Source organism: Bdellovibrio sp. SBM16, assembly GCF_056175625.1.
Window position 1 is genome coordinate 118668 of the sequence record NZ_JBJKJG010000010.1, and the last position, 26115, is coordinate 144782.

Here is a 26115-nt window from a genome sequence, read left to right on the forward strand (position 1 = left end):
ATGTCTAAAGCAAGCTTACTTAAAAAATACGCTAAAGATGAGCCAAAAAAAATCAAGCGCGAGCAAAAAGAAGAGCTTATCAAAGAGTATGCCCCGTTAATTCGCTTCGTAGCGCAAAAAATTGCCGTACGCCTTCCGCCGAATATTGATATCGATGATTTAATTTCTGCAGGTGCAATCGGTTTAATGGATGCCATTGATAAATGGGATCCGACCCGTGATAACAAATTTAAAACTTACGCTGAATTCCGTATCCGTGGCGCCATCTTAGATGAATTACGTTCGCAGGATTGGATCCCGCGTTCTGTGCGTGATAAGTCTAAAGCCTTAGAAAGAACAATCACGGCTTTAGAATCAGAATTAGGCCGCGCGCCGACCGACGAAGAAATCTCAGGTCGTTTAAATATGCCGATCGAAGAGTTTCATGATTTAATCAATCAGGTGCGCCCGGTAAGTCTTCTTTCTATTGATGACCAGCCTTCTTTCAGCGATTCGGATAAAAAATCTATCGTGAATCTACTAGAGGGTGCAAAATCGCATAATCCGTTTAACCAATTAAACGTCAAAGTCGTTAAAGATGTTGTTGCCAAAGCCATCGAAGATCTGCCAGAGCGCCAGCGGTTGGTGTTATCATTATACTACTTCGAAGATCTGAACTTAAAAGAGATCGGGCAAGTTTTACGCGTGACTGAGTCGCGTGTATCTCAGCTGCATGCGCAGGCGGTGTTACGCTTACGTGCAAAGCTTGCAGCTTCGATTGAAGCCGGCGAATTAGAAGCGATTTAATTGGCCAAAGTCCAGTTAATTGTAAGAGTTGTTTCGTTCTGAAACAACTCCCGCTGATCAGAGATCTTTGTCATTTTGAATGACGCAAATTGATTTTAATTTTGCGTCCACAATCTTCATAAAATCGTCAAAAAATCCGACAAGTTAAGAGTGAATAAGGTCAGAACGACGAGCTTTCAAGTTGTGATTATATGCGTGTTTATACTGTTAAACGCGATGGCTGCATTTGCTGCCCCATCGCGTACGACCTATCAAGCGCGTATTGTTAAACCGGATGGTTATCCACTCGAAGCCTCTAATGTCAATTTTCAATTTACCATTTTAGATCCATCAAGTAGCTGTATTCTCTACACCGAAACTTTTTCAGCCGTTAATATGGGTTCAAGTGCAGGCTTTGTTTCATTTTCGCTCGGTTCAGGAGTGCGTACTTTTCCGGTCAGTGGCAGCACGTTTGAACAAGTCTTTTCTAACAGCACGGCCTCACTCACCTGTAATGCCGGTGGCCCTGGAACCTATTCGCCACAGGCCAATGATACCCGTCGTATCGTTATGCAGTTTAATGACGGCGGTGGTTGGCAAACATTACCGGCCATGACTATAAATGCGGTACCGTATGCAATGTATGCCAATGACTCATTAAAATTTAACGGTCGTGATGTAACTGATTTTGTTCAGGTAGCCAGTTTAGAGATCTGTGATCCGGGTGAGGCTATGCACTATAACGGCGCAGGATTTACTTGTATTACTGCAACTGGTGGTAGTGTTACTTCAAGTTCTGTGATTACAGCTCTTGGTTATACCCCTGCAGCTGCAACGAGTTTTACATCCGTCGCTTCGGGTTTAAATGATGTGTCGGCAACGGTGTTTTCAGTATCAAGCACGGTCGCCTCGCTGACCGGTGATGTTTCAAGTTTACAATCCAGTGTAGCTGCAAGTTTTGCGGCAGTTACGAGTTCGCAGTGGGTTACCAGCGGCACCGGCATTTATTATAATTCAGGCAGTGTGGGTATTGGAACCAGTACTCCAGTGACTCTGCTGGATGTGGGTGGCTGGCCTGAGGCACCTGCAGGATTATCGACTGGTGCAAACGTTACCGGTAATTTGTATGTGGGTAATGTTGGCTCCGGTGTCGCTCGCGTTCGTTTGAGCAGTAATATCGGTGGTGGTTTTCTACAATGGAACCGCATATTAACGGCATCTGGGGCTATGCAGATTGATTCGACGAAACCTTCATTTAGCTTTGGTTTAAACGGTAACGGTGACAATTTTAATTTTCAACGATCTCCAGCTGCGAGTACAACATTAGTAAGTCTTATGACATTGACTGGCTCAGGTAGCTTAGGGATAGGTATTACAACACCCGTAACAACTCTGGATGTGTCGGGGGGTGTGCGCATCGGATTAGAATCGGCAGGTTGTACAACTGCTTTGGCCGGAACACTTCGTTATAACGGTGGTGCTGTTGAATACTGTAACGGAGTAACTTGGTCAGCTTTTGGAGTGTCGGGTTCGGGTTTAACCTTGTTAAACGGTTCGGCCAGTAACACACAGACTTTTGCTACTGGCTCGTCTGGTGTAGCACCGCTATTCAATACTGCTAATGGTGTACACACATTAAATATTCCTTTTGCTTCACAAGCTACAACTACGGCGGGATTGATTTCTCATTCTGATTATTTAAATTTTTCTAATAAACTAGAAGCAACTAGCGCCGCAGTTAATGCTGCATTAGGTTTTGCACCAGCTAATGCAGTCAGTGTAACAACCCTTACCTCGACGGTTGCAAGTTTATCGACAACAACTGCAGCAAGCTTTGCCGCTATTACCAGTTCGCAGTGGACAACCAGTGCTTCGACGATTTTTTATGATATCGGCAATGTCGGTATAGGGGTGAGTAATCCAACAGCAAGACTTGATTTAAGATCAGAGTCTAGTGATAAAATCATACGTTTACAATACAGCGGAACATCGTTTGGAACACAACCAAATATGGAAATGTTCAGATCTCGGGGAACAATCAATAACCCGACAGGCGTTTTAGCTAACGACACACTTGGTAGCATTTCGGCTGGCGGCCATGATGGGAGCTCATTTGGCCCAGGCTCTGCTGCTGCGATACAATTTAAAGCTAATAATATTTTTACACCGACAAGTCGGGGTTCTTTTATATCATTTTGGACTACAGCATCTGGTTCTACAACTAACTCTGAGCGCGTACGAATTTCTGATTCGGGCAATGTCGGTATCGGTGCCACCGTACCCACAGCGGCCTTACATGTTAAAGCGGGCACTTCCACAACCGCGCCGGTCAAATTAACTACGGGCCCGCTGCTGGCGTCTCCTGAAAATGGCGCGATCGAATATGACGGAAGTTATTATTATATTACCGATAGCACGAATTCCCGTCGGGTTATTGCCACAGTGGCAGCGCCGGGAGCTTTTGATGGGACGAATACGATTTCAAATTCATCGGGCAATATTACTTTGTACCCTAACTCTGGAGCAGGGAGTGTGATTGTGTCAGCCACTACAGCTTCAACAAATTCATCCACTGGGGCGTTGATTGTTAACGGCGGTGCCGGTATTGCCGGCGCGCTAAATGTGGATGGTAACGTGGCAGTTTCAGGTTCAATCATTTCATCGTACGGTTTGGTGAGTACGACTGCCCTCGGGCAAAATCAAGGTGATGTCGTGGAAATGCAGCGCTGGGCAGGGCAAAACGGTAATATTAATTATTTAGATGTTCGTCATCTGCGAACTGTTTCGGGCACAACTTGGTTTTCTGCAGCGTCGCGCATTCAACAAAAAGTTGATTCAACCTGGATGGGTTATCTGCAGTTCAACGGTGATGATAACTTATATGGAATATCTTTCGGTACCGGCTCCACCACCGCGGCACCTGGCAATACACCAGAGAGATTGCGAATAACCAGTACCGGAAATGTCGGTATAGGAACGAGTGCTCCAACTGCCAGGTTAGAGGTCGCAGGAAATTTAAAAGTTAACAGCAGTGGGGCTAATTTATTTAATACTGTTCGCAGTGTCACAAACTCTGGAAACTCTGTTCCTTTTGATAACGGCCTTTTTCGAATTCAAATGACAAATACGAAAGACTCAGCTGGAACCTCGAATACGATTATGGGGTATGTTCTTCACAGTACAGATGAGTTAAATGGTTCACCCATTACGAGTTTTAAATCAAGATTAGGTGGGTTCTACGGGCAATCTCACAGGGGTTTTGAGTCAGAAGTTCATTATAACGATACGAACGCTTATCACTTTTTAGGCCGCAATGGATTAAATGCCGAAGATACGTTTTGGGTAACGGCGGGATATACATCAAATATGTATGTTAAAGGCAATGTCGGTATCGGTACCAGTAGTCCTACAATGAAGTTAAATGTAAATGGTCGGGTAATGGCTGAAGGGTTGAATAATGGTTATTGGTGGAGTTCGGATGGAACTGAAGATGCTTGGCATGCACATATAGATTCAAGCCGTAATTTCAAAATAACAGAGTCGGGTGTTACAGATCGGTTTGTTATTTTAAAGGGTGGTAATGTTGGTGTGGGAACAACTACGCCGACTGAAAAATTTTCAGTTGCAGCGAGTGCAACAAATAACACGTACAACCCTGCTATCGCAACAGGAGCTGGTACGGGATTATCACAAGGTGGTACTATTGGTTCTCGAATGGCATCGTCAAATGTACGTCAAGGATTAAAACTTTATTCTCCGGTGAATCTTTCATTACATGGCCGCGGCAGTGGTGGGATTGCAACAAATCCGGCTATCCAGTTTCAAACAGGAACATTGGGAGATGAATCTACGGATGCAAATACAGTTATGACAATTTTGAATAGTGGAAACGTCGGTATCGGCACGACAGCGCCTACCGGAAAATTATTTGTAGGATCTGATTGGCGTACTACACACGGAGGCGCATCACTTTACTTAAACGCCACTCGTCCTGGCGGGGCAGCAACTCCAAACCTTGGAATCACGTATTCTGTTTCTAATTCGGGAACTACCGATCCATTAATTCCAGGTATGACGTTATACAATGACGATGTCACGGCTGGTGGTTGGACACCAATGTTAACGTTTGCAAAAGCTGAATCCGGTGTGACGCCTTTCAAAACTGCAACAGCAGCGATTGGCTCTCGATCGCCTACAGGCACAGCTAATTCAGATTCTTGGATAGACGGAGAATTATACTTTTATACTTCAGGTGCATCAACACAGGGGTTGACGCCACGAATGATCATCAGCTCGTCTGGCAACGTCGGTATCGGTACAACAACACCAACTGAAAAATTTAGTATTGCTAGCGGTAACATTGATTTAAACAAAAACTACGGTATTGGTGAATCGATCGGAACTAGCTCAGAGTATATGATTTACCCATACCGATCTGCGATTACCTCTATGGGCACGTACGGTCTATATGCGCCGTATGAATTCGGAATGTCGTTAGAAAGTGATGGTATAATTGCTTTAGTTGAAACAGATGCCAATGATCTACGCGGCTATTTTGATGTGAACGCCAATGAATTTATTTGGTCAGGAAAAGTCGGTTTTGGTACGGCGGCACCAAGCGCATCCTTGCATGTGAGCGGCACAATGAGATTAACTGACGGTAACCAGGCTGCCGGACGTGTGCTTGCATCTGATGCGAACGGTAATGCGGCCTGGAAACAAGTGATTGTAGCAAAAACCGGTACGCTCGTCGCGAACAGTTCAACAGCATCCGGGCAAAGAGTAAGTGCTGGATATTCCCTCACACTACCTCCCGGGCGCTGGAAAATAGAAGGTATGGGTATTACCACAACGACATCGTGCCGTGCTAATTTCGGCATTCGCACAACGGGTGACTCGGTTGTGAAATATACGATGTTTCCTGCTGCAACTGGTGATTTTCAAACTGCTTCAGTTATGGCGTACGTTGATATCAGCACAACGACATCGTATGAGTTGTATATTTCTTCCCGCGACAATTGCACATCGCAAATTCACACCGACCCAGCTCTTTGGGAATTCGTCGCCACCGGTGTCGCATACTAAGACTTTTGTCCAAATCCTCTACCTTAGTTTTTAAATAAAAAATAACCTAGTCCCATTGTCTCGATCTAAGACCCATGAAATTGGAGCAAAAAAAAATCTGTCGACAATATAACCAACTTTGGTCGGTTTATTAAATTGAGATAACACCGATAAGCAACTAGGGGAGATTCTCTATGAATTCATCGGTATTACTGGGTGTTGTCGCATGTGCTGTGGTCGTATACTTTGGTATCGTTCACGGTTTAAGTGCGCCAGGCATGTTACTCAACTCGCATGCCATTATTCTTGTTATAGGTGGAACAGTTGCCATCACACTGTTTTCTTATTCAATAGAAAAAATTTCTGAGGTTTGGAACTTCGTAAAAAACGGATTCTTTTTTAAGAAAACAAAAAAAGAAACTGCAATGATCGAAGATTTACTTGTCACAGTTAAAAACTGGTACAACGGAAGCTGGTATCAAAACTCGTCGAATCACCCCTTTGTAAACGACTCATTCAGAATTTTAAATGAAGGCGATATCTCCGCATCTGATGTTACGCATATTTTAAACGCGCGCCGTGAAGCGGTTGCCAGAAAATATTTCGAAGATGCCAAAGTTTTAAATAATATTGCCAAGTACCCTCCGCATTTAGGTCTACTTGGAGCTTCGGCCGGTATGATCCAGATGATGATGGGCTTAGGTAAGGGCGGTATCGAAACCATCGGTAGCGCCATGGCGGTGGCCTTAACAGCCACTCTTTGGGGTATCTTTTTAAATAACTTTATCTTTTTACCATTATCAGATTCAGCAACGAAAGCTGCTGAAGATGAAATGTATATTCGTAACATGATCGTTGAAGCCGTGATCTTAATTAAAAAAGGTCACCCGGAAAAAGTTGTAACCGAAACAGTTGTTTCGCGTCTGTCAGCTCCGCAACGTATTGCGCTTAAACATAAATTCAGACAATTGGCTAACGGTGGCGCTATCCCGGTTTATAAAGGCAAAAAAAGCTCACAGGATAAAGCAGCTTAATTATGAATTACGATGATAACAAACCTTCAGACGAACAAAGCCGGATTTCGGTAGAATCAGCAGAAGCTATGCAAGCAGCTGAAGCTGATACTTCATCGGGCTTTGAATTTGATCCGAAGCCGAAATTCGAAGTGCATGAAGGTGGCCATGGTCATCACGAGGGCCATGACGAAATTCACTTCGGCGGCGGTCATGGCGGTGCCGGTGCACACGGTGCGGGTGGCAGTCATGGCACAGAGATGGGTTGGTTAGTATCGTACGCCGACATGATGACCTTATTATTCGGTCTTTTCGTTCTGTTATACACTATGTCTTCTACGACATCTAAAGGTCAGATGGAAGAACAGATGAAAAAAATCTCGCAAGAGGCTTTTGGCGGTGCGATCAGTGCTGTTGAATTAGAAAAAGCGTCTCCGGATGAAATGATCGAAAAGCTTTTAGATAAAAATAAACAAATGGCCAAAGACTTACAAAAGTCTCAGGAAGAAATCGAAAAGAAAAAAGATCTTACTGTTTCTGAAACTGAAAAGAAAATGCTAGAGCAGAAAATCGCTGAGCTGCAAAAACGTATGGAAGAGCAGCAAACGATTGAAAAAGAGCAGACGGCTAAAGTTGAAGAACAAAAGCGTCAGATTGCATCTATCAAAGAAAACAGCGTAACGATTCAGTCGATTACTTTTGAAAACCAAAAGATCAAAGAAGAGTTAGAAAAAACCAAGCAAAAACAAAAAGAGCTTGTCGAAAAAATGAAAGACATGGTTCCGAAAGAAGATAAAAAGGTTGTTGAAAATCCGAATAACTTCTTAATGATCTCTACAACGTGGGCATCTGAAAAGCACGATATCGATTTAGAAATCGTGGATACCAACAATAAAAAATTCAACTTTAAAAAGAAAAGCTATGGCGGCATTGATGGTCAATTCGAGATCGACAGCCGTTACGGCCCGGGTTTAGAGATGTGGAAAACACCTAAACTTCATCCAGGCCAGTACAAAATCAAAGTTACACTTTACAACTCAAACGGTAATGATGCACCTGCAGAAGTGCAAACAAACGTTATCACGGTAACCGAAAACTTTAAATTTCCTGTAATAACTTTATCAAAAACAGACAAGACCAGAGAAGTCCGTTTTAGTGTAGACGAAAAGGGTAAAATAACGCTTGAGTAACGAAAGAACCATTCTTTCATTAAAATCACCGCTTTGGCAGAAGTTAAAAATTTCTGCCATCTGCCTTTTATTGGCGGTGACATCGGCTTGTTCGAACAATGCTTCAGAAGAAGAATTGTCGGAGGCCCAAGAGCAGTTGGATTGCGTGAACGTTTTAAATGGCACATCAGCGACCACCGTACTTTGCATTAACCGTACGGCGGGACACTTTGTCTACGATGATCAGTACGGCGGCCGTTACACTGCTGCTTCAACGACTATCAATGCAGCCAACGGTGCTGCGAGCGTAGTTATCCCGACCGGTTGGTATGATATCGGTGGCGGTAACGGTGGTACGGTTAACTTTGCAGATTCTAACATCGCATCGGGTGTTATTGCGGATACGGTCAATTTATTCGGTACCGTCGGTGTCGTTGTAACGGCCGCAGAAGCAGCCTGTATTTTAGTAAGTGGCGGCGGTTTACGTTCGGTAGATTGTTCGGCGGCCCGTGATGATTATTTTTATACGACAGCGTTCGGCGGTCGTTCATTAGACTGTACAAATGAAGGTCAGGCCACAACCAACACTCAGCCGTGCTGGGTTGATGCTAACGGCTATCGTATCACTACCAGCTTACCGGCAGGTGGTGGCGGTGAAGCGGCGTGTGCCGTGCAAGGTCAGCAAGGTGTAGCGTGCCGTGGTAATGCCACAACTTACTGGTATAACGATCCTTACGGTGGACGTGACCTGTTATGTACGATCGGATTTAATTCTAATGCTTGCTGGTTAGAACCAACCGGTTATTATATTACGACCTCTGCCAGCGGCAGCACTTGTGTTGACAATAACTTAAATACTGTAGCCTGTGATACGCTGCCGGGTCGTTATGTTTATAACGATGAATACGGCGGACGCGCGGCAGAATGTACGAACAATCTTTCGGGTGACTGTTTTGTGACCGGCAGTACCAAGCAGACTTTAGATGCAAATTTAGTTTCTGATAAAATCGCTAAAAACGTTTCGATCTTCGGGATCGTAGGTTCTTACTCAGGTAACGGTGACTGGGGATCTGGTGCCCACCGTAATATCGACACGTCACAAATCGGTTCAGCGGCCGAAGCAGGTACATACGCGGCCAATGGTTCTTTACCAAACTTACCGGCTGGGTATCGTTCGGTTCCTAAAATTGCGACTGATGATGACGGTTATGATACTTCAAACTTAAATGTTGAAACTGTAGATCGTAGCGGTTGGGGCACAACTACGTGTGGCCTTACACAAGCTACCGTGATCGACCGTATCGAAGATTGCAGTGATGTGTTCGGCGCAAATGCCAGATGGAACGGTACCCTTAAAGGAAATGCCGGTCAGGGAATCTGGAATTTAGTGAGCCGTTCGGGTGCTAAATCTGGAAATAAAGCCCGCGAAGTCTGGCGTGATGAACGCACGGGATTATTATGGAGTTCAGTGATCGGAACTGCGGTAAACTGGTGTCGTGCAGCGGGTAGCAGTAATGCAACTAACGTATCTGCCGGTATCAAAGAAGCCGATCCATCAAGTATCTGTGATTCAGCAACTTATCAAAATCAAACAACAGCGATCAGCGGTTGTTTCGAAGGCACTGGTTTTACGACCACTGATGCCGCAATTGATAATGCCGGTAAAGTCGGAATGAACTTGGCCGGTTCGGGTACGTCGCCAAAAGTAGCTTGGCGTTTACCAACTCTGTATGATTATGAAGTAGCTGATTCTAACGGTTTACGTTTCGTTCTGGCCGATATCGGCGCAAACGGAAACCTGGACGAGTGGACAGCGACACTTTCTTCTTCTATTCGTTCACGTGCGTGGATTTACAACGGAGCACAAGGTGTGCATTCGACAAAAGCGCGTACATTAACTTCAGCTTTCAGATGTGTGGGTAGGTAATATGAAAATTAATATATTACTTTTATCTACCGCCTTAATGTTTACGTTCTTTGGATGTTCTAAATTCCAGATTGATGAATCATCATTAGCTGAAATGACTGAGTGTGCAGAAGGTGTTGCTACAACGACTGAGCCATGCGTGGTTATGCCGAACCATTTCGTTTACGATGCAGCCTACGGCGGACGTTCAACTTTGGGAGCTAACCAAACGACAGCGAATGGATCATTATCACGTACTTTCCCGACCGGTTGGTACGAGGGTAATACCGCAACTGTGGTTGATTCTGATTTATTATCTACTAACATTACCGTCGGCACGACGATCTTCGGAGTAACCGGTGACGTCACGGGCATAGTTTACCCGTTATGTACTGCCCCTGGCCAGGTCGATGGCGAGGGCAAAATTTTAAATTCATGTGAAGCCTCAACCGGACAGTACGTTTATGAAGAATCCTACGGTGGCCGCGGCAACATCTGTGTGGAAGAAACTGTATTAAGTGCGCCGTGCTGGTTGCCGGCTACCGGTCGCTATATTATTACAGATACATTGACCGTAGCCAACTGTACGACTGAAGGTATAATCAATACGGCCTGCGTAGTGGCTGCAAATAAATACTGGTACACGTCACAGTACGGCGGAAGAACAGCCGCGTGCCCGATTGATGCCGGCACAAATGGTACCTCATGCTGGACCGGACAGCCGAATACGTACATCCGTAACGGTAATTCCTGCAGCTTGGGTTACAACGGGGCTTCGTGTTTTGTTGACGGTGATCCGGATCAATATGTCTATACAACTGAATTCGGCGGCAGAAACGTACTTTGTACTTCTAATAACGTAGGTAGCTGCTGGTTCGCCCAGCCTAAAAACGTAGTTGAAACAAATTTATCTGCAGCCAATATCAAACTTGGCGAAACAATTTTCGGTATCAACGGTACATTTACGGGAGTTCTTACGGCCTGGGGTTCAGGTATGTCGCGTACAACGTCGACTACGGTGAACGTTATTTCATATACTTCAGAGACTACAACTTACTCAGCAGTTTCAGCAACGGCGCTTCCGAGTGATTATCATCCGGTGCCGCGTATCAGTTCAAGTGATGATGCCTACAATTTAACGACACAAGTATCACTGGTAAACCGTACCGGCTGGGGTGCAACAACCTGCGGTACCGCGCAGGCAAATATCGGCGCAAGAATCGCTGATTGTGCAGTGGTCTTCGGTGCCAATGCAACGTGGGATGGCCGTCAAAAGGGACATAACGGTGAAGGTGTTTGGCGTCTTGTAACCCGTACCGGTAATGCATCGGCGGGCAAAGGCCGCGAGGTATGGCAAGATCAATCAACAGGTTTAATGTGGAGTTCGGTTGTGTCCAGCGGATTAAACTGGTGTAAAGCCTCTGGAAGTTCTAACAGTACAGAATCAAATATCATCGCCGGAAATTTCAATGAAGATGACCCGAATGATATTTGTGATAATTCTTTCTATCAAAATCAAACCACAAGCCCGATCAGTGCCTGTGAAGATGCGGTCGGATTTTCCAGCACTGACCCGGATATCGATAACGGCGGTAAAGCCGGTCTAAGCCGTTCATCAACACCAAAAGTGGCTTGGCGTATTCCTACTATTTACGATTACATGGTGGCCAATCACGACGGTCTTCGTTTTGTGATGCCGGACGCCCTCAATGCAAATACCACCGGACAGGAATGGACGGCGACAATAGACTCAACTGATCGTTTAAAAGCATGGTTATTCGATCCGACAACTGGCACGCGCAGCAAGGATGAACGTAGTTTCAATTATGCAGTTAGGTGTATAGGAAGGTAATTATGAAAAAGATACTTGCGATCTGCTTTTTATTATCTTTGTTATTCGGTTGTCAGGCTGAAATCACTGATCCTGTCATTCAGGAATCAAATACGCCTGTGGGTGATTCTGATTTTGATGAATGGGATCCAGGGCAAATCTTAGTGCCAGGGCTAAATCTGATCACCTTTACCGAAGGTGACCGTGAAACGTCATGGCCATACTACAAAGCCAATGCCTCTTATAAAGTAAAATTCCAGATCGTTTCTGGTACATCAGCGGTCGAAGGCGCAGTCGATCCGGGTTTATACTCTGTTAAATTAGAAGTTTCTGCCAACAATGGTTCGACGTGGACCACATTACCGGCTGCCGGTGCCTTACCGGCAACCGCTGGAGCGCAGGCTTCTTATGACTGGGCAATTCCGCAGGCGCAACCTGAAGGAACTCAGTACTTACTGCGGGCCACAGCGACGAATGCCGCGGGCAAATCCATTTCAATTCAATCAGCACGCACTTTTACAATCGATGGTCAGGCTCCAGTGATTAATTTCTTTGGTCTTACCGAAGGTGCCCTTGGTGTTGTGAGCGTGGGTAGTGTGAGTAATCCGGCAAAAGTGGTTAACCGTAGTTTCTTTGAAACGCGGGTGTCAGCCTCGGATACGACGACGGTGATTAAATTTATCTGCGTTAAGGCTTTTGATACAATTCAGCCGGATGTTGACGATAGCTGTTGGCAGGATCTTGAAGACGAGGCCTCACAGAATTTAGTTAAAACCGATATTTCTACTTTCGTCGGTTTCGTACAAGACACTTATAAAATCAGTGTCTGGGCGATGGACTTTGCCGGAAATATCTCAGGATTAACGGCTGGTGCAGGTCAGGAAAATAAAGATCAGGTTACAATTGCCTACAATCCGGCCGTAGCACCGACGGTAACCAACATGATCGCATCGACAAATGATTCATCTTCGTTATCACCTTCAAAAATAGAAACCACTTTTGTCGCAAACCAAGATGTTTTCGTACGCTGGAAAGTTACGGATACTGATCTGTTAACAGCGCCGATCAGCTTGTATTACACTTTAGATGAAGAAACGTTCACTGAAGTGCCGAATATGTAGAATATTACCAATGCACCGGTCGGCTGTAGCATAGACAGCAACTATACCGGTTGCCGCCGTATCCCGGCGCCGAGCTCAGGTTATTTTAAAATTCAGATTAAAGTCAAAGATCAATCAGGATTAGTTTCACTGTCAGCGACGCCGGCTTTAAACACTGATAAATTTTCGATTGTTGCCGGTAACACTGATTTAGGTATTAACGGCTCTGCGAACAAAGCCATTTTCTTATCACAAGTGCGTGCGGCCGACGTTCCTGGAGATTTTGGAACACTGGCGGTCTCTTCAAAAGGAAAAGTATATTTCATGGATGCATCACGCGGGGTTTTATTAGTAGATCCTGTTGATGGTGTACAAAAAGTTTTTATTAAAAAAGGCAATAAATCCGGTGATAACGGACCCGTTGAATCGGCGCAAACTGTTGGTAACGGTAAAATCACCATTGATTATCAGGACCGTCTATTAGTTTTTGATGGTGACCGTATTCGCCGTGTTGATCATGATGGGATTATCAGAACGATTATCGGCGGCGGTACGATTAACACGTACACCAAAGCGGTGGCCGCAAAAAGTTTAAAGTTTTCAACGACCATGAATATGTATTCGTTATTTCAGGTCTTACCGAACGGCAATATCTGGTTTACTATCGGATCGCCGACAGCGCGGGTGTATGATTACATGATCGGTATCTATAAAGCGGCCGAAGACAAAGTTTATTTCATGAAGTTATCTGGTAAAGGGCGGTACGGTGATCCAGAGTATGTTTATACGACGGATTATGTGCGTACGATCGCACTTTCATTTAACTATCGTACGTCACAACCAGAATTTTTAACATCGTATATCTGTTTTCCGGTGCCGGGTGGCTGTGGTCACTATGTGGCAAACTTCAATGCACGTAATGGTGTAGCGGTCGGTTACGGCACTCATGCGCCAAACTTCGCGTACTGGGAAACACAGATGTTTGCTTCCCGCCGTGGCGCTGTTTACTGGTTAGGAGCCCACTATCCGTTTAAATTAGGTAAATATAATGCAGCGACCAACCAATGGAACACTGTGCTCGGCGGTCATACGCAAGGATTCTGTCCTGATGGTTCAGTCGCTGCGAATTGTTTAATCTCGGGTATCGATGCGTTCGTTGATGCAACCAACACCGTATACTTTAACGATGCCGGTGTGATCCGGGTAATTTTACCGGATGGCAAAGTAAAATCTCTGTTCGGTGAAAGAAAATCCGCCGGTGACGGAGCCTCGCCATTAGCTGCGCGTATGAACGCTGTTAACTACATGGGAGTGTGGGGTGTCAGCGATACCGTTGTGGCTGCAGATAACAAAGAGTTTAATGTGCGTGAAATCACGCAGGGTTCATCAGGTCAAATCAATCGATTGGCCGGTAACTACACCGATCAAGGCGTTTCATTCGAAGCACCGTCAGCGAATCGTTATTCGCTAAGCGTTGCAACAGAGGCTTCATTTGCCAATGAATTCTGGGGTGGTATCCAGGGGGTGCAAGTCGATCCTCGTGACGGAACATTCTATGCATCACTTACGCGTAATGGAATAGTGGTTAAGTTTGAGAGAGATGCTGGAACCGGTAAAGCAAACAAGTGGAAGCTTGTGTTAGGCGCCGGAGGAACAGCATTCTTAAGTGATGCTGCTAATGGTGTTGAAGGCCGTAATATATCTATGAATGGTTACCCACTGGTATTAAATGGTATATTAGTGCCAGAAGGCAGTACGGTATCATCGTATGCCGTTGAAAACGGGACTTCGCAGGCCTACTTAATGGCATTCACTCAACGCTGGAATGGAAGCTGCCATGTGGATCCATTTTTTAAAATATTCAGTTCAACCAGTGGCACAGTTCGCAGGTTTATGGGAGCCTCAACAAATCCAACATGTGTAGGGCATCCAATTTTTGAAGAAGGTGTAGATATCAGCTCAAGTATATATATGCCTAATTGGGGATATCAGTCGACTTCATCGATTTATTTAAAAGAAGAACGGGCCGTGTTAATGGCCAACTTAAATGCGACAAAAATTATTAAAGCACCTCTGACCCGCAACGGATCGGATCAAATCACCGGTGCCGGTGTATCTTCGGTCTGGGCAACTACCGCTAAGGCCGTTCGTGCGTTTAATTATAAAAAGAATGCTTCAGGCGAGAATGAGCTATTCTACTGTGCCTCGGACGGTACGTTAAACAAAAAGAATTTAACTACAGGAGTAGAAACTGTTTTACCACTTCCGACCAGTACTACGGGTAAAAAGTTTTTTACTTGTGACGGATTATCAATTTCTTGGGATTATAATAAGCAGCAATTGTATTTCCCGTTCAGACAAAATGGTTTGTCTGGCGTGGGTAAATACTGTGTGACGACAACAGGAATATGTCCATGACGATGAGAACTTTTTTTGCAGGAATGACTATTATGATGATGTTATCATCACAAGCTATAGCCGCAGTTACGATGACCGACGAAAGAGGTCAGGCTATCGCATGGCCTGCAAAAGAGGGATTTTTCACCAACACCGAAGGCTACCGCCAGTATGGCGTAACTATCGAAGTGCCGGATGTTGCAACGGGAACAGAACTGATTACCGAAAACGGAACGACGTCACAAAATGGCGAAGCCACGACGTGGTTCTTATCGAACTTCGATGACACCCTGACTTACACAACCAAAGCCGGTGCTGAAAAGAAAATCACGGCCAAGTGGGTTCCGGTTGCAAAAAATATCGTGGTTGAGCGCTGCCAGAAAAATTCGGTGCGTTTACAGTTAAAAGACCCGAAAAAGCCATTAACGTTTCCGTTAGCGCTTTCGTGTGACAATACCCAAAAAACTTTAAATATCACGTTAAGTGCTCCGGCCCAGGTTGAGTGGATGGATTCAACTTTATTTGAAGTGGCCGGTAAAGGTGAGCCGTGGAGAAGTTATAACTTGCCGGCGACATCCCCTAAGGGTGGTGCGATCGGTACGATTTCATTACGTAACGGTCAGCAGGAATTTATTCTGGAGCTGATCACGCCGAAGAATATCGAATTAGCGAAAAAAGAAGCGCTGGAAAAGCAGAAAAAAATCCAGGCGAGCGAATTTCAGCAGTCGTTATACTTAGGAAAAATCGATTTAACATATACAGCTGATCCGGTCGTGGCAGAAGACAGTAAATATTCATTTAAATATGCAGTGCTTAGTCCTAAGTTAGTGAACTTTTTAAAGTGGGGCGGCGAATTTAAAACCAGTTTTGCGACTGGTAAAAAAGATGAAGCTATTGATCTGCTTTATTACAACGCTTTTGTCGGCTACCACTACGATTATAAAAACCAGTTAGATTTCGGTCTACGGGTGTTATTATCGGGTTTAACGTTACAGCAAAAATCATCGACAGCTAAGCTTAATTCAAACCAGGCAGGTTACGGCCTGTATTTAGACTATCTTTTTGATTCAAAAAACCGGGTGATCACGAAAGTCAATATGATCGGCATGATGTCCGAAGTTGTTAAATCCCACATGGAAATGGGTTTAGAATATCGTTATCAATTTATCGTGGATAAAAAACCGTTGTGGCTGGGTTTGGGATACAACTCTGAAACTTACAAAGCAGAAACCGCTGCGGGGCTTAGCCGTGAATTAAAAACTACAGAGATACAACTTGTGGTGGGATTTTAATGTTTAAGCTTAACAAACTTTTCATTCTGGTAAGTGCGCTGATCGTATCGACAACGGTGTTTGTCGGTTGTAATGCCACTATTCAGGATCCGGTTAATCCAGCATCTGAAAATCCGCCGTTAAACGGTGAATCACCGGTCGTGGTTGTTGAATCGTTACGCGGTAACGAATATGTCAAAGGCGGTGCCCTTTACCAGATCCACATGATAATCACTGATCCGACTTTAGATACCAATTCAAGTACGATCGAATTTTCGCGTGATAACGGAGTTACTTGGGAAGAGGCCGAATCTTCAACCGGACAAGACGGTGGTGATTTTGCAACTTTCTCTGGTGAAGAGACCGTCTTTAACTGGTCGGTTCCGCGTGAATTAGATTGTTCGGTATTAAATCCGACCAATGATGGAAGCAGCTACAAATTAAGAGTTACAACCCGTGGTCGTCCGGATGCATTTCCGACGGTTTGGGTGTCACCGGGTACATTTACGGTTGATTCGTGTGCCCCGGTTGTGTCGGGGATAAATTTCGCTTATATGAGCGAGTTAAACACCGGCTTTTCTTCGATTTCATTACCGAATATCACCGATACATTTACGTTGTCGCCGATTAAAGATATTTGTTTAAAATATATCGTCACAACAGTACCGACGGAATCAGATCCGTGCTGGTTAAATCTTAATAGCTTAACAGGTTCGCCTTATCAGACTTCGATTTCTGGTGTGAGTATCCCGTTTTTCTTTGGTTTAACCAATCTTGCAAGCACCACAGCCACACTTTGGGCGCGCGATTATGCGCACAACCAGACTGAATTATCTCTGGTTGCGTCGATGCCGGTAGGGGTATCGGGAACTGATATTACAGAAACGTTCTCACGTTCGTGCGGAGGTTCATACTGTACCAGTGCCACGGTGACCGGCGGCGCGGTTTCCAGCAACGTTACGGTTAACAGTGTAACGGTCATGACTAAATCAGATTCACCGGATGTGAACACCTCATTACTTGATCCGCAGATGTTCGTGGTGAATTCTGCAGGCATTGTGTACCTTCGTGATAAAGTGCGCGGGATCGTTAAAATTGATCCGGTTGCGGCAACTCAGACCGTGATCATTCCGTTAGCTGGCACAAGCACAGACGGGCTGTTAGCCGCAGCTACTGTCAGAAAACCGATGCGCCTTGCTCTAGACCGCGAAGAAAATCTGATCATTTTTGATTACGACCGTATCCGCCGCGTTAACTTAAATGAAGCGCCGGCATCGCAAACGATTGAAACCATCGTCGGTGGCGGCTCAGACACTTCAGGCACGGTCAAAGTGGCGACCGATTTATCGATTACTTACCATGACAATTTAATGTATTACGGAACTTTCCAGGTGTTACCGAATAACTGGATTATTTTTAACTCTGAAGATCCGGTGAAAGAGCTGGATAACTCGGCTCTGCCAGATGAATCAGACCGCTTTAGATTACGTGTTTACCGCCCTGACCGTGATACTAAAATCGTATCGATTAAATTCTCGGGAACAGGTGTGGATATTGACCCGGATCAGGTTGTGGATGAATTAGTACCGTACGGCGGTATGGCTGTTACTTACGATTCAGCAAACAAAGATATTGCCAATATCTATGCACGTCTGTGTGATGCTGCCGCAACCTGTGCGCAGCAATCACTCGGAGCCTTTGATGAAGACGGCGTTGCCGTTGCATCGTCGGTGCTGGTGCCTGGGGCCTACAGCAATAACTATATGTTCGTATCGCGCTCGGGCAATATGTATTCAATGAATCGCTATGAAGGTTTTGTTAAACGTCATAACGGTTCGGTATGGCAGACAGTGTTAGGGCGTGGCATTACCGCTTATCCGGGCACTAATTGTGCCGATGCAACCACACGCACAAGCTGTGATATCAATTTATGGGATGCATTTGTGGGCCTGCAAGAGAGAATTTATTTTATTGATAATGGCCGAATCCGGTTTGTCGATTTATTAAATGGCCGCGTTTACACTTACGTCACACTTACGCCGTAATCAGAATTAAAATTCCATTCCGATACCGGCGTGCAATGCAAATTGGCTGATCACCGGAACTTTCGGAGAGTAGTTCAGAGAGTAGTGGTATTCAAGACCCACTGGGATAAAATAATTTTTCATGATCAGGTAATCAGCGCCGCCGCTAACTATGATCGAATTCGCAATGCCGATGGCCCCTTTGTTTAACGAGGTTGATTCTTTATTCAGTGGAAACTTAATCCCTGAACCGGCAGCGCCCCATAACACTAAACGGGTATCACGGTAAAAATCATAACGGATCGAAGCCGAAGCGGCGATGTAATTGATATTGGCGTTACAGGCTGTTGATGTTTTGCTCGAGCAAGAATTGTATTTGGCCGTGCCTTTAACTTCAACCGGCTCAAGTCCTAACGAGCCACGCAGTAAAAACCAATCGGTCGGCCAGTCAAACACACCGAAGTAGCCAACACTCGTTCCGGTCATGCTGATTGTTTCTTCGTTCGGGGTCGGAAACGTCGCATCTTTTTGTTTTACAGAGATGCCGTTATTTAGATATTTAAGCTGTAACGAAACCTTGATCGCTTCTTCTCTGAAAATCGGATCAGCTAAAATTCTTTTTACACGTTCGCCAACAGTGAAATTACCATCCTGTAGTTTGGCGACAGCCTGGCCGGGACGGATCTGAATGGTAATAGCACGGCCCTGATATTCTGCGCCGGGCAGTGTTACTAAGTAATCGCCGCGCTCTAAGACCTGACCTTCAAGATCAACTAAGATTTTATTATTGCGGATTTCTAAAACTTTAAAGGCAAAAGCTTCGTGGCTTAACACGCAGAAAAATGAAAAAATAAATAAAAGGGCAGAATTTAACATCGGCCTTTTTAGTATGAAACTATTTCATCAGCTCGGCAAGTGCGGTTTTGATTTTATTGATCAAACGGGCTTCGTTCTGGCGTACAGCTTCGCGGGTAATATGATACTTTTCGCCGATTTCCTGAAGGGTCAGCGGTTCTTCATTTAAAACACGCTCTTCAAGAATGATTTTTTCTTTTTCGGTTAAACTGTCGCGGATATTTTCGATGGCATCTTTGAGGTACTTTAATTCTTCGGCCAGGGCCAGCTGTTCATCCAGGGGGAGGCTTCCGTCTTCTTTACGTAAGATACTGCCTAACGACAATGTCGGGTTGTCGTCATCCGTGGTTTTATCAAGGCTGACATCGCGGCCTGATACACGTTTGGCCATTTCTTCGACTTCTTCTTTCGGAATACCTAACTTATGCGAAAGTTGGGCGATATTTTCCGGAGAAGACATTTTTTCTAATTCGTTTTTTTGCCGCTGAAGTTGGTAAAACAGTTTTCTTTGGTTGGCGGTCGTGCCGATTCTGACCATCGAGAACTGGCGCATTAAAAATTCCTGGATATAACCGCGAATCCACCAAACGGCATAAGTAATTAAGCGGGCGCCTTTGTGCGGGTTGTATTCTTTTACCGCGTGCATAAGGCCTACGTTACCTTCCTGAATCAGATCGATCATGCGCGAAGAAAAACGGGCGTATTCGGCAGCAATTTTTACCACGAATCTTAAGTTGGCGCGCACTAAGGCCTGCGCGGCTTCGGGGTCTTTGGTTTCATAATAGCGTTTTGCTAATTTTAACTCATCTTCTTTGCTTAGTACCGGATACTTACGGATTTCATTTAAGTAAGTCGTCAGCGGATCGCGCGAGCGAACACCGTGGTGATCTGAAACCACCGTCGGCAATTGATGCGTTGGCTGCTCGATCTCAAGTTCTTCGGCGGCAAGAGCTTCATCGTTTTCGGCATCGCCGGAAATGTCATCCTGGGCATGAACATCAATCGGTTCGTCATGTTCATGATGGTCTTCGACCAGCACGGCATGTACTTTTTTGATGTCTTCTTTTGCGGCTTCTTTGGCGGCTTTCGGCGTTTTTACTTTGCTTATCACTTTTTTAACTGCAGTTTTAACTGTAGCTTTTTTAGTGACCGCTTTTTTGGCGACAACTTTCTTTGCTGAAATCTTCTTGGCCGACACTTTCTTGGTGGTGGCTTTTTTCTTAGCGGTTACTTTAGCCATGGCTTATAGTGCAAACTCTCTAGGTTAAAACCTTTTTAAAGGCCTTTTCGATCTCTTCTTTAATTTTTCCCTTAAAAAGGGCTAATGCAAAAGGGATGTCGACTTCAATGGCCACCGAACATTTGTCGTTTTCGGGCTTAATCTTTAAATCCGCTTTAAATTGCGACCCGTTGATTTGACATGATTTGTTAGACTGGTCAAAAGTCGCAGAAACCTTGGGGTCTAGCTTCTTAAAGTGATTATCTGAGTTTAAAAAGGTTTGGATCTTGGTAAACGCCTGATCGGCAGTCAGTGGCGCTGGCATTTCAAAGTTCAATTTTGGCATATTCTAATCCTCTGGATGGTACAATTTTGCCACCTAATTAAAGATGAGTTTTGACTGTGGTTTGTCAATTATTATACTCTAACTGTTCTAATCTGGAATGCCTACTATTATGTAGCCCAGAAAACCAAGAAACTAAAAGAAATTAGGTTTAGTTATGAAATTTGTGAGAGAGCTAAAAAGAACCAATTACTGTGGCGAATTAACTAGCAAGAATGTGGGGCAGAAAGTTGTCTTGATGGGGTGGGTTAATGTTCGTCGTGACCACGGAAGTCTGATTTTCATCGATCTTCGTGACCGTGAAGGTATTGTTCAAGTGGTTCTTGATCCAACTAAAGCCGACACCGCATCAGCCAAAGAATTCCGTGGTGAATATGTTGTGGCCATAGAAGGTATCGTCCGTGCCCGCCCGGACGGAATGAAAAATTCAAAAATCAAAACCGGTGAAATCGAAATTGAAGCGACACGTTGTGAAGTCTTAAACTCGGCTGCAACGCCTCCGTTTCAGGTTGACGATGAAAATGTAAACGAAGTGTTACGCTTAAAACACCGCTATTTAGACTTGCGTTCTCCGCGTTTACAGCACCACATGATTACCCGTCACAAAGTAGCGCGTTTAGTGCGTGAATTTCTATCGAACAACGGTTTTATTGAAGTTGAAACACCGATTCTTTTTAAATCAACTCCGGAAGGTGCGCGTGACTATCTTGTGCCTTCACGGGTAAATCCGGGTAATTTCTATGCGTTACCGCAATCGCCGCAATTACTTAAGCAGCTATTGATGGTGGCCGGTTACGACCGTTATTTCCAGATCGCGCGCTGTTTTCGTGATGAAGATTTGCGTGCTGACCGCCAGCCTGAATTTTCTCAGATCGATATGGAAATGTCTTTTATCGACGTTGAAGATATCATTGAAATGAACGAAAAAATGTTACGCCATATCTGGAAAGAAATTAAAGGTATCGACGTGCCTAAACTTCAACGGATGACGTATTTCGAATCAATGGATAAGTACGGCAATGATAAACCGGATACACGTTTTGAAATGCACATCGTAAAACTTGAAGAAGTTTTAATGAATTCGGGTTTCAAAGTTTTTGATGATACCTTGGCTCGTAAGGGTATCGTGCGTGGTCTTTGTGTGCCGGGCGGACAGGCTTTCTCGCGCGGTCAGTTTGATAAATTAACTGATATCGCAAAAAAGGGCGGCGCTAAAGGTTTAGTTTGGATGAAGAAAGAAGCTGACGGCACTATCGCGTCTCCGGCTTCTAAGTTTATTTCACAAGACAAACTACAGGCAGTATTTAAAACCCTGGGTTGTACAGATAAGGATTGCGGTCTTATCGTTGCTGATGATTACGATCCGGCCTGTGCGGCACTATCGGCGTTACGTAACCACCTAGGCCGCGAATTAAAATTAATCGACTTTAACAAATACAACTTCTTATGGATTGTTGATTTCCCGCTTTTAGAGTATTTCCCTGAAGAAAAACGTTGGTTCTCACGCCACCATCCGTTCACGTCGCCAACTGATGAGTATTTCCAGGATATGATTGATAACAACGAAAAAGCGTACCCGCATATGTTAGCCAAAGCTTACGACTTAGTCTGTAACGGCTATGAAATGGGTGGCGGTTCTATCCGTGTTTACAAACAGGAAATCCAGGCTGCGGTATTTCGTTTATTAGGGTTATCAGAAGAAGAAGCCAAAGCAAAATTCGGCTTCTTCTTAGAAGCGCTAAAATACGGCACTCCTCCGCATGGTGGTATCGCCTGGGGTATGGACCGTTTAGTGATGTTATTAACTCAGACGGAAGCTATCCGTGAAGTGATCGCGTTTCCGAAAACAGCACAGGCATCTTGTTTAATGTCAGATTGCCCAAGCCCGGTAAACCGCGATCAGTTAAACGAAGTCGGAGTGAAGTTAAACGCGCAGGCTGAAAAGTTCTTGGAAGAAAAAGGCTTGAAATAGTTTTTCGCATTTCGGATTTTAAAAATCTTAAGACCCGGTTAATGATAAGTTAATCGGGTCTTTTTTTTGAATCTGTATGTGATCATGGATTTAGATAGAACAGATTGTATAAAAATTTATTTTCAAATTGTCGCTCTCGTTAACGGTGGCAATAAAATAATAAATGAACAAACCGAGGCCAAGTTTTTTATTGCAGACGGTGTTCTATATTTAGGTGTAAACGAAAGACAGAAGTTGCGCTTGGTTTATAGAAAAAAATATTGGATGCAGAGTGGCACTTCTGGTCACGAAATTTTCGAAAAATTTGTTTGTAAAATTTTAAATAACGCCAAAATCATTTCAGGTGATGTTGATCGCTCAATTAAGAGCGAACTATTTAAATTGCCTAATTAGTTCTAAATATTCTTGTCTGGCTTCTTCAGCATCGACTGGCGTGTCAGGAAAAGTAATAGACGACTCGTTAGTAGCTAAATCTAATCGATAATTAAGGTTAGCATCGACATAGCGTAAGAGAGGTTTTTTAATCAACGGCGCTATCCACATATGACCATAGGGAAGATTGTCGCAATTTAGATGCGTTAACATCGTCGTATGAAAGCAATCGTCGAGCTCAGGTAAGCGAATAACCTCGTACTCCGTAGCAGAAGTAAACTTTAAGTAAACGCAGTCATTGTTAAAAAGATAGGCCATGCTTTTTACTACTTCTACATTTTTTAAACTTTGCTCAAGTGTCATGTCTAACGTATCGGACACATGGCTTAGTTCCTGACCTAAGCTTAAGTCTAGGTTTCTAACTGCTGTAAAGTAATACCGTGCTCTTCTACAGAGCAAAGTTCGTACACACCTTGCAAGCAGCGTATACCATCGCGTTTTTCAACAACCAAAATATTCTGCACCGTTAAGCCAATAAGCCGGCGAATAGACTGTAGCGACCACTGCGGAGCACCCATCTGAATCAGCATTTCTAAACGTAAGAGCGCCTCAGATGCAGTGCGCGCGTGCAGTGAGCCGAAACTGCCGTCATGGCCAGTGGCCAGAGCCATCAACAGCGCCGTGGCTTCTTCGCCGCGGATTTCACCGACACATAATCGGTCGGGGCGTAGACGCAGAGCTTTTTTGATTAATTCATTCATCGTTACATCGATTAATTTTTTCGTCGGATCAATACGCGTAAGCAGGGAGGTGTTCTGGGTATACACCGGTTGCAGCTCCTGTGTGTCTTCGATGATCACTAAGCGGTCAGCCGACATTTCTTGAATACAGGCCTGCAGTAAGCTGGTTTTACCAGAGCCAGTACCGCCAACGACAAGAAAGTTTTTTTTCTGCGCGATCAGATTTTTAATGGCCGCGATTTCGCAAGGCTGTGCCCATTGCTGAATTGCGAGCCGGTCAAAAGTCCAGCGAGTCAGAGGTTGTTTACGAATCGAAACGATGTACTCACCTCGTGCAATTTCAGGAAACAGTACTGTTATTCGCAGGTTATTGAGCTGTGCTTCTATATACGGTTTTTCGGAATTGATATAGGTTTGGCAGAAACTGCAGAGTTTTTCGATAAAATCCTTGTAGCTGTTGCGATCAAAAAAATGGTCGTCAGAACGCATAAGTTTTCCAAAACGTTCAAAATAGATCTGATCAAACTGATTAATTAAAATTTCGGTGACACTGTCGTCAGAAAGTAAGTCTGTCACCGGGCCAAAGCCGTTAAGTTCGTTTAAGATCCGCTCGCGCACCGCCTGATCAACTTGCTCGAGGTTTTCCTGTAAAGACATATTTAAACTCTGCTCTTTTAACTGCGGTGCTGAAGCGGTAAGGTTGTCTTGTGCTAAAATAGCCGTTTTTTCGCTGCGCAGTTTCTGAAATATGTTTTTGGCTTCGTTTAAGTTCACTCAAAAATCTCCGGCGTGACAAAGATCATCATTTCGGTCTCGCTTTCGCGAAAACCCTGACTCGAGAATAATTTACCAAGCATCGGAATCTGTGTTAAATACGGAAGCCCTGAGACACTCTGGCCTACGCCATTGTGAATTAACCCTGACAGCACAATGGTGCGAGCCTTCACCAGATCAAAGTGGCTTGAAACTTTATTCGAGGTCAATCCCGGAACACCGTCTACGGCCTGCGATTCATCCGGAGTTGAAACTTCGGTTTCAATCGCGATACTCATCTGTCCCAGCGGATCAACGAGTGGTTTAATCTTAAGACTTACGCCGTATTTTTTCCACACCACTTCGCGGGTTTTGTATTTGGTCAGCACGATCGGGATTTCGCCGCCGGCAAAAAAATCGCACTCTTTACCGTTACGACAGATCAGCGTCGGGCTTGCCAGGGTTTTTGAGTTGCCTGAAGATTCTTCGGCGTTTAACAGCAAATCAATGGATTTATCAATCGTGACTTTGCCATCCAGAATCTGCCCACCGATGGCTTTTTGCCAATCGATGCCCAGCTTTCTGGCGGTGGCCTTTTTGATTTCGACGAATTTAACCGCCACTTTAATATTGTCACTGATCTCAATTTTATTGGGATTATCCTGGGTAAAAAGCCCTACCTGGTGCGCCTGATTGCGACTGGTAACCGAGTTATCTTTGGCCGAAAGCACCGCTTTCCACGGCGATGAAGTAAAGATAATTTTCGGCGGGGTGATTTCGTGGGTTCTGAAGTGCTGAATATACCACTTTTCGACTTCACCGGTCAGTTTCTCGTTCATATCTAATTTCAGAAAAAGAAAAGCGTTTTTTTCTTCCATTGTTGTGATGATTTTTTTAAATTCGTCCAAAGAAAAAATTTCACCTTTGAGGCAGAGAGTCTGCTCGCAGAAAGCGACATTTAACTGCGGGCTTTTACGCACCAGCTGACTCCAGATTTTATACGAACCCTTAAACCCGGTGGGTACCGAAAGCACTGTTAGTTCGTTCTGGTCGACGCGAATTTTTGAGGCCCCTAAAGCCAGCGGTTTTAGCGTCACTGAACTTCCCTGGCCAGCAGCTGAAAAGATCTTGGGATTTTCGATCCACAGTTTTTGTGAAACGTTTCTTAAGATATGTTCGTCGCCCAGTTCAACCATCAGGTCATAACGGGCATAGGCGGGCAAGCAGAGGAGCAGGGCAGTGATAAAATAGATAAGCTTTGTCATAGACTGCAATGCAGTTCCAAGAACCGTTCCGTATGAATGTAAGCTTAAGGTAAAAG

19 protein-coding genes are annotated in these 26115 nt (G+C 44.6%); 12 read left to right on the forward strand and 7 right to left on the reverse strand.

Going from position 1 to position 26115, the window contains the following annotated elements; translation table 11 throughout:
- The 7 genes from AC04MM_RS11645 (at position 1) to AC04MM_RS11675 (ending at position 12869) form a co-directional block, all read left to right on the forward strand.
- Positions 1-786, forward strand: a complete 786-nt coding sequence (locus AC04MM_RS11645) for a FliA/WhiG family RNA polymerase sigma factor (RefSeq protein WP_475380535.1) — start codon at positions 1-3, stop codon at positions 784-786.
- 195 nt (positions 787-981) lie between these two features.
- Positions 982-5850 carry a beta strand repeat-containing protein gene (locus AC04MM_RS11650; protein WP_475380536.1) on the forward strand — a complete coding sequence of 1623 codons (4869 nt, stop codon included), beginning with the start codon at positions 982-984 and terminating at the stop codon, positions 5848-5850.
- 173 nt (positions 5851-6023) lie between these two features.
- On the forward strand, positions 6024-6863 hold the full coding sequence (locus tag AC04MM_RS11655) for a motility protein A (RefSeq protein WP_475380537.1): 840 nt from the start codon (positions 6024-6026) through the stop codon (positions 6861-6863).
- A gap of 2 nt (positions 6864-6865) precedes the next feature.
- Complete coding sequence (locus tag AC04MM_RS11660; RefSeq protein ID WP_475380538.1) at positions 6866-8032, forward strand: flagellar motor protein MotB; 1167 nt, start codon at positions 6866-6868, stop codon at positions 8030-8032.
- On the forward strand, positions 8025-9938 hold the full coding sequence (locus tag AC04MM_RS11665) for a hypothetical protein (protein ID WP_475380539.1): 1914 nt from the start codon (positions 8025-8027) through the stop codon (positions 9936-9938). Before AC04MM_RS11660 ends, AC04MM_RS11665 begins: the two co-directional genes overlap by 8 nt.
- 1 nt (position 9939) lies before the next feature.
- On the forward strand, positions 9940-11769 hold the full coding sequence (locus AC04MM_RS11670; protein WP_475380540.1) for a hypothetical protein: 1830 nt from the start codon (positions 9940-9942) through the stop codon (positions 11767-11769).
- Between the two features lie 2 nt (positions 11770-11771).
- The gene (locus AC04MM_RS11675) at positions 11772-12869 is read left to right on the forward strand and encodes a hypothetical protein (RefSeq protein ID WP_475380541.1); all 1098 of its coding nucleotides are present in this window, start codon (positions 11772-11774) and stop codon (positions 12867-12869) included.
- Between the two features lie 110 nt (positions 12870-12979).
- Here AC04MM_RS11675 and AC04MM_RS11680 read toward each other — a convergent pair whose 3' ends face one another.
- A complete protein-coding gene (locus AC04MM_RS11680; protein WP_475380542.1) occupies positions 12980-13174 on the reverse strand; it encodes a hypothetical protein in 195 nt (64 codons plus the stop codon).
- Here AC04MM_RS11680 and AC04MM_RS11685 point away from each other — a divergent pair.
- From AC04MM_RS11685 to AC04MM_RS11695, 3 genes are read left to right on the forward strand one after another with little or no spacing between them, the layout of a single operon-like run.
- A complete protein-coding gene (locus tag AC04MM_RS11685) occupies positions 13173-15266 on the forward strand; it encodes a hypothetical protein (protein ID WP_475380543.1) in 2094 nt (697 codons plus the stop codon). The genes AC04MM_RS11680 and AC04MM_RS11685 overlap by 2 nt on opposite strands.
- The gene (locus AC04MM_RS11690) at positions 15263-16537 is read left to right on the forward strand and encodes a hypothetical protein (RefSeq protein ID WP_475380544.1); all 1275 of its coding nucleotides are present in this window, start codon (positions 15263-15265) and stop codon (positions 16535-16537) included. The genes AC04MM_RS11685 and AC04MM_RS11690 overlap by 4 nt, the downstream gene beginning before the upstream one ends.
- Positions 16537-18561 carry a hypothetical protein gene (locus tag AC04MM_RS11695; RefSeq protein ID WP_475380545.1) on the forward strand — a complete coding sequence of 675 codons (2025 nt, stop codon included), beginning with the start codon at positions 16537-16539 and terminating at the stop codon, positions 18559-18561. Before AC04MM_RS11690 ends, AC04MM_RS11695 begins: the two co-directional genes overlap by 1 nt.
- A gap of 6 nt (positions 18562-18567) precedes the next feature.
- Here the strand turns inward: AC04MM_RS11695 and AC04MM_RS11700 are convergent, their stop codons facing one another.
- The 3 genes from AC04MM_RS11700 to AC04MM_RS11710 are packed head-to-tail and all read right to left on the reverse strand — an operon-like array spanning position 18568 to position 20960.
- A complete protein-coding gene (locus AC04MM_RS11700) occupies positions 18568-19416 on the reverse strand; it encodes a hypothetical protein (RefSeq protein WP_475380546.1) in 849 nt (282 codons plus the stop codon).
- Positions 19417-19435: 19 nt separating this feature from the next.
- Complete coding sequence (locus AC04MM_RS11705; RefSeq protein WP_475380547.1) at positions 19436-20635, reverse strand: RNA polymerase factor sigma-32; 1200 nt, start codon at positions 20633-20635, stop codon at positions 19436-19438.
- A gap of 19 nt (positions 20636-20654) precedes the next feature.
- Entirely contained in the window at positions 20655-20960 is a 306-nt protein-coding gene (locus tag AC04MM_RS11710; RefSeq protein ID WP_475380548.1) for a polyhydroxyalkanoic acid system family protein, read from the reverse strand.
- 154 nt (positions 20961-21114) lie between these two features.
- Between AC04MM_RS11710 and aspS the strand changes: the two genes are divergently transcribed.
- Positions 21115-22929 carry an aspartate--tRNA ligase gene (aspS, locus tag AC04MM_RS11715; RefSeq protein WP_475380549.1) on the forward strand — a complete coding sequence of 605 codons (1815 nt, stop codon included), beginning with the start codon at positions 21115-21117 and terminating at the stop codon, positions 22927-22929.
- A gap of 84 nt (positions 22930-23013) precedes the next feature.
- Entirely contained in the window at positions 23014-23322 is a 309-nt protein-coding gene (locus tag AC04MM_RS11720; RefSeq protein ID WP_475380550.1) for a hypothetical protein, read from the forward strand.
- On the opposite strand, the gene AC04MM_RS11725 is transcribed toward AC04MM_RS11720, so the two are convergent.
- Genes AC04MM_RS11725 through AC04MM_RS11735 form a run of 3 tightly spaced genes read right to left on the reverse strand, consistent with a single transcriptional unit; the run spans position 23302 to position 26059 of the window.
- On the reverse strand, positions 23302-23664 hold the full coding sequence (locus AC04MM_RS11725; protein ID WP_475380551.1) for a hypothetical protein: 363 nt from the start codon (positions 23662-23664) through the stop codon (positions 23302-23304). The two genes, AC04MM_RS11720 and AC04MM_RS11725, sit on opposite strands and share 21 nt — an antisense overlap.
- 47 nt (positions 23665-23711) lie before the next feature.
- Positions 23712-24815, reverse strand: coding sequence for a CpaF family protein (locus AC04MM_RS11730; protein WP_475380552.1), 1104 nt, complete (start codon positions 24813-24815; stop codon positions 23712-23714).
- Positions 24812-26059, reverse strand: a complete 1248-nt coding sequence (locus AC04MM_RS11735; protein ID WP_475380553.1) for a type II and III secretion system protein family protein — start codon at positions 26057-26059, stop codon at positions 24812-24814. The genes AC04MM_RS11730 and AC04MM_RS11735 overlap by 4 nt, the downstream gene beginning before the upstream one ends.
- Positions 26060-26115: the final 56 nt, after the last annotated feature.